We start from the raw sequence: 8,837 nt of genomic DNA, 5'->3' as shown, positions 1-8,837 counted from the left end.
CTGTATACTTTTGAGCATTTCAAGTTGATTAAGTGCTTAAAATTATGGGGTTTTGACACCATAATCATAATATGAACAAGTAAAACGTTATCATTAGGATTTTTTAATGTTTTTTCTAAAAAACGATGGAAATTACAAAACGAATACGATACAATAACATTTGTGAATTAAATGAAAATTTAATAATAGTATTATGATAAACAAGTAACAGAATGCTATTTCATTCAAAGGAGCCGAGTATAATGACAAAACAAGAAATTTTCGATAAGATTCAAGCGATTATAGTTGAACGTTTAGGAGTAGATGAAGAGAAAGTAACGAGAGATACTACTTTTAAAGATGACTTGGGAGCAGATTCATTAGATATTGTTGAGTTAGTCATGGAAATGGAAGATACTTTCGGAGAAGAAATTTCTGATGAAGACGCTGAACAAATCACTACAGTGGGTAAAGCTGTAGACTACATTCATGACACAATGCAGTAAGATTTGAACAAAATGAGTCTGTTATAGATTTATTAGAAAAAAATGATAAAATTCACTTGAAAATTTAACTAATTGTTATAAAATAATAAAAAAGCATTGCTATATAAAGAAATGCAGTGTATAATTCGATTTATATTATTAAGCTTTTGATGAGAATACAATGAAAGTTTAACAATCTTCTCTGAAGAATAATCTTAGAGAAGTAGAGTATAGGAGGTTAAGAAGTGGCCGTTGAACGTAGCTTGTTAGAGGTTAACGACTTAGAAATAGGTTTTAGATTTGGGGATGTCTACCACAACGCAGTAGATGGAGTATCCTTAACATTAAAAAACAATGAAATTTTAGCCATTGTTGGTGAGTCCGGATGTGGGAAGTCCACATTAGCTACATCAATTATGGGATTACACGATCCTAAGAACACTAAAATCAAAGGTGAAGTTTTATATAAAGATTTAAACCTACTCGATTTAAATGAGAAGTTGTATAACCGTATTAGAGGAAACGACATTGGGATGATATTCCAAGATCCATTAGGATCATTAAATCCGCTAATGACTATTTACAAACAAATAGCAGAAGCCTTAGAATATCATACTGATATGAATGATGAACAAATCAGCGCTAGAGTTCTGGAATTGTTAAATCAAGTTGGTATTCCTAGACCTGAACAAATCATGAAATCTTATCCGCATGAATTATCTGGAGGGATGAGACAAAGAGTGGTTATCGCTATTGCTTTAGCCAACAAGCCTCCAGTTATTATCGCAGATGAACCGACGACCGCTCTGGATGTAACGATTCAAGCTCAAATCTTAGACTTGATGAAAGACATTCAAAGAGAAACAGGTTCTGGAATCATTTTAATCACTCATGACTTAGGGGTAGTTGCAGAGACAGCCGATAGAGTGGCAGTTATGTACGCCGGACAGATTGTTGAGGAAGCACCTGTTCATGAATTATTTGCTAATCCGAAACACCCTTATACACGTTCACTATTGAATTCTATTCCTCACGAATTAGAGGGAGAAGACGATGAATTGCACGTTATTCACGGTACAGTTCCTTCGTTACAAAACTTACCAAGAGAAGGATGCCGTTTCGCTCCACGTATACCATGGATTCCTGCTGAAGCTCATGAAGAGAATCCTGTATTACACGAAGTAGCACCAAACCACAAAGTGAGATGTACGTGTTGGAAACATTTCCACTTTGAAGGGGAGGGAAACTAAATGGGGTTTATTGAAGTTAAAGATTTAAAAGTGCATTATCCTATCAGAGGCGGAGTCTTAAACACTATTCAAAGTTATGTTAAAGCAGTGGATGGTATTAACTTGACACTAGAAACAGGTAAGACATACGGACTTGTTGGAGAATCTGGTTCAGGTAAAACAACAATTGGGAAAACAATCATCGGTTTAGAAAAAGCGACTTCTGGTCAAATTTTCTATGAAGGTGAAGAAGTAACCAATAAAGCTAGAAGTAGAAAACAAAAGTATGCGAACTATAACAAAGATGTTCAGATGATCTTTCAAGATGCGACATCATCCATGAACCCTAAAAAGCGTATATTAGATGTTATTGCAGAACCTATGCGTAATTACTTTGACTACACACCAGATGAAATTAAAAGAAAAGTAGTCGAATACTTAGAGATTGTTGGTATGAATGCTGAAGCAATGTATAAATACCCACATGAATTCTCTGGGGGTCAAAGACAAAGAATCGGTGTGGCAAGAGCCGTAGCAAGTGATCCAAAACTGATTATTGCTGATGAACCAACATCTGCTTTAGATTTATCAGTGCAGGCGCAAGTCTTAAACTTTATGAGACGTATTCAGAAAGAATATGATTTAAGTTACTTGTTTATTTCACATGACCTTGGTGTGGTCCAACATATGTCAGATGATATTGCGATTATGCATAGAGGAAGATTTGTTGAACAAGGTTCAAAAGAGAATATCTATAATAATCCGCAACATATCTATACTAAGAGATTGCTTTCTGCCATCCCTGATATGGATCCAACAACAAGAGATGCTCACAAAGTCGAAAGACAGCGTGTCGAGGCAGAATATCTAGCACAAGAAACAAACTATTATGATCCGGACGGTCGAGTGTATGATCTTCAGAAATTTAGTGATGATCACTTAGTCGCATTAAAACCTGAAGGACCAAATGCTTCAATGCAAAATGAGAAGTTGAGAACAGGGGGAAGAAATTAATATGTGGAAAACAATATTTAGACGTTTACTATTAATGATTCCTCAAATCATTATTTTAAGTGTATTAATTTTCATATTAGCTGATTTTATGCCAGGGGATCCTTTTACTGGACTCATTGACCCGGATTTAGATCCTCTACAAATAGAAGCTATGAGAGAGTTTTATGGATTGAATGACCCACTACCTATTAGATATGTCAGATGGGTTGGCGATGCCCTTCAAGGAGAGTTTGGAAGAAGTTTTAATTATCAACAACCTGTAACGGCAGTTATCGCTGGCCGATTAGGGAATACTGTAAGACTATCCTTACTATCTTCTTTATTAACGTATATGATTGCCTTACCATTAGGTATTTTGGCAGGACGCTACAATGAATCTGTATTAGATAAAGCTGTGTTAGTTTACAACTTTGTGAGCTATGCTGTACCTATCTTTGTATTAGCCCTATTAGCTGTTTATATTTTTGGTTATAACTTAGCTTGGTTCCCAGCAAGAGGAAGTATTAGTATTAATGCTAATACTCCAATGGAAAGATTCTGGAGTCAACTTTATCACTTGATACTCCCATCGCTGACTACGGCTGTTTTAGGAACAACATCAATAATTCAATATTTACGTAGTGAAATCATAGATGCTAAAACATCGGACTACGTTAAAACAGCTCGATCAAAAGGTGTGCCGATTCAAAAAGTATATACCAAACATATTTTCCGTAATGCCTCTTTACCTATAGCATCTGGATTTGGATATACCATTGTAGGACTTCTTTCAGGATCAATCTTTATTGAACAAATTTTCAGCTATCGAGGAATGGGTTACCTATTCTTACAATCAATCACTACTAGGGATTACAGTGTTATCTTTGTACTGGTATTGTTCTACGGTATTCTTGGTTTAATCGGCACATTATTATCAGACTTGATTTTAATGGCGGTAGATCCTCGTATCCGTATTGATTAGAGCTGAAAGTTAAAGAAGGGAATGAATAAATAAGATGGCAACAAATCAAGATGCAGATGCAGCAGTATTGTCAGATGATATGGCCGCGTCAGCCCCTCCAATGGGATTTAGAGTTATTGCAAGAGAATTTGCGAGAGATAAATTAGCATTAGGATCATTAATCTTAGTTGTAGTATTACTAGTCACTATTTTCGTATGGTCATTTATAATTGATCAAGACGTCGTACAGACGGTCAGTTTGTTCGATTACTATCTTCCACCCATGTCTATGAGTGAAGATCCGATGCATCAAGGAACAAGATACATTTTAGGAACAGACTCAGCCGGTCGAGATATCTTTGGACTGTTATTAATAGGAGCACGAAATTCCTTACTCCTTGGATGGACGGTTGCAATCGTTTCGAGTGCGATTGGAATTACTATTGGGATTATATCTGCTTATTACGCAGGTTTAGTCGATAATATTATTATGCGTATCATTGATTTTATCATGATTTTACCTCAGTTGATGATTATTATCATTTTCGTAACCATTGTTCCAGACTATAACATTGTCACATTTGCCGGAATATTGATTTTATTCAGCTGGCACGGACAAGCCCGATTCATTAGGGGACGCGCGTTAACAGTTGGAAGACTTGATTTTATCAATGCTTCTAAAACAATGGGAACACCATCGATTGTGATAATGCTTCGAGAAATGATGCCGAATATCAGTTCATTGATTATAGTTAACTTAACATTGAACTTAGCCGGCAGTATTGGCTTAGAAACAGGCTTATCTTTCCTTGGTTTCGGTTTACCAACCGGTACGCCAAGTTTAGGTACATTAGTTTCTTTAGCTACTAATCCAGATATTCTGGAAAATAGAGCATGGGTTTGGCTACCAGCTTCCACACTGATTTTAGTGTTGGTGCTGTGTATAAACTATGTCGGTCGTGCAATTCAACGTGCGGCAGACGCAAAACAGAGATTAGGATAAGAGAAGGGGAGAAAAAACATGTCAAACAAGAAAAAATACAGCATGTTGGCAAGTACTGCTGCGGTAGCATTCATCTTAGCTGCATGTGGTAACGGTGATACTGATACTACAGACACTGGTAACGGAACTGACAATGGTTCAGATAACGGTGAAGAAGTAGTAGATGAAAATGGGGATGCTGCTGATAACGGGGATCAAGCAGCTGATGATGGACCAGCACCAGTAGAATTTGAACAACGCGTAGAAAACGAAGGAGATCCAATTGATGGCGGAACTTTAGCTGTAGGATTTGTTACAGACTCACCATTTACAGGTATCTTCAGTACTGAGTTATATTCCGGTAACCCAGATGCAGTTGTTATGGGTTATATGATGGGAACATTACTTGGATCTGATGAAAACTATCAATACGATGATTCAGGTGCTGCTACAATGGAACTGGATCAAGAAAATAATACTGTAACTATTACTTTACAAGATAATGTTTTATGGCATGATGGTGAGCAAGTAACTGCAGGAGACATCGCATTTGCACACGAAATCATTGGACATCCTGATTACACAGGTGTCCGTTATACATCAAGTTTATCTAACATTGTTGGTATGGAAGACTTTAAAAATGGTGTAGCTGATGAAATTTCAGGTATTACTATTGTTGACGACTTAACTTTAGAAATTGAATACCAAACAGTTGGGGTACAAATGTTACAAGCTGGTGGTGGAATCTGGGCTTATGCGGCACCTCGTCACTATCTAGAGCACATTCCAGTTGGAGAACTAGAATCAGCTCCAGAAATTCGAGAAAGACCAATCGGATTTGGACCATTCATGGTTGAAAACATTGTTCCAGGTGAAGCTGTATCATATGTCAGATTTGATGACTACTACAGAGGTACTCCAAACATTGAAAGAATTGAATTAGAAACTGTACCTACATCAACAGCTGTAGCTGCAATGCAAAATGAACAGTTCGACCTATTTACTGGTATGCCAACAGACCAGTTTGAGAACTATAAAGATCTTCCAGGATATACTGTACTTGGACGACCTGAAAACTCATACACTTATATCGGATTTAAACTAGGTGAATGGCAAGAAGCTCAAACAGACGACGAAGGAAATGTAACAGAACCAGCTCAAGTTGTTCCAAATCCTGATGCTAAAATGGCAGATAAAAACTTGAGACAAGCAATGGGTTACGCGATTGATAACGACGCTGTTGGTGCTCGTTTCTACCAAGGTCTACGTAGCCGTGCAAACTCACCAATCATTCCTAACTTCGGTGGATACTATAATCCTGACGTTGAAGGATATCCATTCGATCAAGAAAAAGCTATTCAGTTACTTGATGACGCTGGATACGAAGACGTGGATGGAGATGGATTCCGTGAAACACCTGAAGGTGAAGAGTTAGTTATTAACTTTGCTTCTATGTCAGGTGGAGACGTTGCTGAACCAATTGCTGAATACTATATGCAATCATGGAGAGCTATTGGTTTAAACGTTCAATTGACAGACGGTCGTCTACTAGAATTTAATACATTCTATGACCGTGTAGAAGCCGATGACCCTGGTATTGATATCTACCAAGGAGCTTGGGGAACAGGTTCTGACCCTACACCAGATGGTTTATATGGACGCTATGCTCCATTTAACTACACTCGTTGGGCAACAGAAGAAAACGATGAGTATATGGAAAAAATGTTAAGTGACCAAGGATTTGACATTGAATGGCGTGAAGGAGTATTCCACGAATGGCAAGAGTACTTCATGGAAGAAGCGCCAGTCATCCCAACTCTATTCCGTAACGAAGTATTCCCAGTTCACGACCGTGTAGGTGCATACGACATCAATATCGGAGTAGACCCAGATACTCCAGGTGCTGGATTGCATACTTTATATCTTACATCTGAAGAAAGATAATAATTAAAATTGAGAATTTATAATACCAAATAGAATGATTTTCGCTCAAAAATCACTCAAAATCGCTCAAAAGAACCCAAGGATTCGTTCTCCTTGGGTTTTTTATTTTGTTTAGTCCGTAAGCGATGAATAGCTAGGTACCTGTGAATAAGGATAACCTCCTGTTAAACTTGAAATATCTTAAGTATGCAGGAGGTTTTTAGTTTGGGAAAGAATAGACAGGATATTGTTCCTGTGACATTGCGGGATAATCAAAACGATCGCCGTACAGTGACGAAGCAGTCGCCACAAAAACTCGTCGCACGAGTAAAAACGAGTCATTCAGAGTTATTTATTTATGAGGAGATTAATGATGGTACACTTAAAACTCTCCTAACGGAGATGGCCAGCTATGAAACTCGTTGATTTTACTCAAGTAGAAAATATTTTTATCGTTTGCGGAAAGACAGACATGCGTCGTCAGATTGATGGATTAGCCGCCACAATCACAGAAGAATATGACATGAATATTTATGATGATGCCCTCTTTCTTTTCTGTGGTGGAAAGAAAGACCGATTTAAGGCTCTCTACTGGGAAGGCGACGGCTTCCTACTTCTATATAAACGACTAGAGAACGGCAAATTGAATTGGCCACGTAACCAGAATGAAGTTCAAAAATTAACTACACAACAGCTGCGTTGGCTGCTTGAAGGACTATCAGTCAACCAAAAAGTTTCCATTAAACCTGCGGTTAAAGGGAGTATAGCCTAAGAAATGAGAGAGAAATTGGTGAAAAAATCACTAACTCTCTCGTTTTTTCTTTCTAATTATAGTAAAATTTAATTACTATTTATATGAGGAGAAGCAGACATGTCTATCAAGAGCGAAAAGCAGTTTGAAATGATTATTGAAAAGTTAAATCAGCTTTTAGAAGAAAACAAGCAACTGAAGACTCTTATCGCTCAAAAAGATGATGAGCTCTCTTTACTGAAAGAACAAAATGAATTCCTAATCCAAAAACTTTATGGCTCAAAGAAGGAAACGTTGAAAGGCGATCCCAATCAAGGGAATCTTTTCAACGATTCCCTTTTTAGCGAACCAGAGCAGACTGGTGACCAAAGCGACGAAGATAAAGTCATTATAACCAAGGTTGTCCGTCGCAAAAAACGTAAAGGCTTAAAAGACCAGCAATTGTCTTCGCTTCCTACTGTTGACCATATTCATGAGATTGAATCTTGTGCATGTCCGACATGTAAAGAAGCAATGAAAGAAGTCAGTACTCAACTGATCCGTCAGGAAGTTAAATTTATTCCGGCAAGAGTTGAAAATCACAGACATTTCCAGAAAACATATGCCTGCGCGAACTGTGAGAAAAGTGGAACGCGGACGCCGTTTGCAAAAGCTGAGATTCCTAGACTTCCTTTAAATAATACAGCTGCCTCTGCGTCACTGATAGCGGAAACCATGTATCAAAAGTTTGAGCAAAAAGTTCCAGCCTACAGACAAGAGTCTTACTGGAAACTACTCGGCTATCCGATACCTCGTCATAACATTACCAACTGGCACATTAAAACGTCACAGTATTATTTTGAAGATCTCGTGGCTGAAATGCGACAAGAACTATTGAACCAAAAGGTTCTTCACGCTGACGAAACGACATTCAAAGTACTGAACGATAAAGAACGACAAAAATCTTATATGTGGTTGTTTAGCACGGGCAAGTATAGTGATCGTGCCATCCATATTTTCAGGTTGGGCCCGTCACGAAGCGGATCTGTTCCCAGAGATTTCTTAGAGGATTATACTGGCTATCTACACAGCGATGGATTCTCAGGGTACAATAATCTTCCGGGTATGACGATGATTGCCTGCCTGGCTCATATCAGACGAAAGTTCTATGAGGCACGTCCAAAAAACTATTCTAGTAAAAGTATAGCTCATAAAGGTGTCACTCTATGTAATGAATTATTTGCCTTGGATAAGTCGTTAAAAAATTTATCAGTCAAGGACCGTTATAATCAGCGCATCGAGATACTTAAGCCGAAACTTGAGGAATTTTTTGACTGGTGTGAATCCTTAACTGCACATGGAAAGCTTCGGACTGCGATCACATACGCAATGAATCAGAAAGAGCGAATGATGAATGTTCTGGAAGACGGGCGTCTTGTACTATCCAACAATCTAGCGGAACGAGGAATCAAGTCTCTCGTCATGGGAAGAAATTATGTGTTGAAACTTGTTATGTGCTCAAATTAAGTTCAATAGTGTTATAACAACATATTTA

At 37.9% G+C, this 8,837-nt stretch carries 9 protein-coding genes; all 9 read left to right on the top strand.

What is annotated here, in order from left to right; all coding sequences use genetic code 11:
- Positions 1–242: 242 nt before the first annotated feature.
- The 9 genes from acpP to tnpC all read left to right on the top strand — a co-directional run bounded on the left by acpP (position 243) and on the right by tnpC (position 8,809).
- The gene (gene acpP, locus ABDZ53_RS00580; RefSeq protein WP_343752918.1) at positions 243–485 is read left to right on the top strand and encodes an acyl carrier protein; all 243 of its coding nucleotides are present in this window, start codon (positions 243–245) and stop codon (positions 483–485) included.
- Positions 486–709: 224 nt separating this feature from the next.
- On the top strand, positions 710–1,714 hold the full coding sequence (locus tag ABDZ53_RS00575) for an ABC transporter ATP-binding protein (protein ID WP_343752917.1): 1,005 nt from the start codon (positions 710–712) through the stop codon (positions 1,712–1,714).
- Complete coding sequence (locus tag ABDZ53_RS00570; protein ID WP_343752915.1) at positions 1,715–2,707, top strand: ATP-binding cassette domain-containing protein; 993 nt, start codon at positions 1,715–1,717, stop codon at positions 2,705–2,707.
- Position 2,708: 1 nt separating this feature from the next.
- The gene (locus tag ABDZ53_RS00565) at positions 2,709–3,668 is read left to right on the top strand and encodes an ABC transporter permease (protein WP_343752913.1); all 960 of its coding nucleotides are present in this window, start codon (positions 2,709–2,711) and stop codon (positions 3,666–3,668) included.
- A gap of 34 nt (positions 3,669–3,702) precedes the next feature.
- Positions 3,703–4,650 (top strand): ABC transporter permease, encoded by a 948-nt coding sequence (locus ABDZ53_RS00560; RefSeq protein ID WP_343752911.1) that lies wholly within the window; start codon positions 3,703–3,705, stop codon positions 4,648–4,650.
- Positions 4,651–4,668: 18 nt separating this feature from the next.
- Entirely contained in the window at positions 4,669–6,573 is a 1,905-nt protein-coding gene (locus ABDZ53_RS00555) for an oligopeptide ABC transporter substrate-binding protein (protein WP_343752909.1), read from the top strand.
- Between the two features lie 204 nt (positions 6,574–6,777).
- Positions 6,778–6,978 carry a hypothetical protein gene (locus ABDZ53_RS00550; protein ID WP_343752907.1) on the top strand — a complete coding sequence of 67 codons (201 nt, stop codon included), beginning with the start codon at positions 6,778–6,780 and terminating at the stop codon, positions 6,976–6,978.
- The gene (gene tnpB, locus ABDZ53_RS00545; protein WP_343752905.1) at positions 6,965–7,324 is read left to right on the top strand and encodes an IS66 family insertion sequence element accessory protein TnpB; all 360 of its coding nucleotides are present in this window, start codon (positions 6,965–6,967) and stop codon (positions 7,322–7,324) included. Before ABDZ53_RS00550 ends, tnpB begins: the two co-directional genes overlap by 14 nt.
- A 99-nt stretch (positions 7,325–7,423) precedes the next feature.
- Positions 7,424–8,809 (top strand): IS66 family transposase, encoded by a 1,386-nt coding sequence (tnpC, locus tag ABDZ53_RS00540; protein WP_343752903.1) that lies wholly within the window; start codon positions 7,424–7,426, stop codon positions 8,807–8,809.
- Positions 8,810–8,837 lie beyond the last annotated feature (28 nt).

The organism is Alkalibacterium iburiense (genome assembly GCF_039521845.1).
In the GTDB taxonomy this organism is placed as follows: Bacteria; Bacillota; Bacilli; order Lactobacillales; family Carnobacteriaceae_A; genus Alkalibacterium; species Alkalibacterium iburiense.
The sequence above is the reverse complement of the archived record's forward strand: the minus strand, read 5'-3'. Positions and strand labels throughout refer to the sequence as shown.

What these genes read in the sequence shown, in the direction of transcription:
- ABDZ53_RS00570 (WP_343752915.1), top strand. Translation starts at nt 1,715, where the DNA reads ATGGGGTTTATTGAAGTTAAAGATTTAAAAGTGCATTATCCTATCAGA.
- tnpC (WP_343752903.1), top strand. Translation starts at nt 7,424, where the DNA reads ATGTCTATCAAGAGCGAAAAGCAGTTTGAAATGATTATTGAAAAGTTA.
- ABDZ53_RS00560 (WP_343752911.1), top strand. Translation starts at nt 3,703, where the DNA reads ATGGCAACAAATCAAGATGCAGATGCAGCAGTATTGTCAGATGATATG.
- ABDZ53_RS00565 (WP_343752913.1), top strand. Translation starts at nt 2,709, where the DNA reads ATGTGGAAAACAATATTTAGACGTTTACTATTAATGATTCCTCAAATC.
- acpP (WP_343752918.1), top strand. Translation starts at nt 243, where the DNA reads ATGACAAAACAAGAAATTTTCGATAAGATTCAAGCGATTATAGTTGAA.
- tnpB (WP_343752905.1), top strand. Translation starts at nt 6,965, where the DNA reads ATGAAACTCGTTGATTTTACTCAAGTAGAAAATATTTTTATCGTTTGC.
- ABDZ53_RS00555 (WP_343752909.1), top strand. Translation starts at nt 4,669, where the DNA reads ATGTCAAACAAGAAAAAATACAGCATGTTGGCAAGTACTGCTGCGGTA.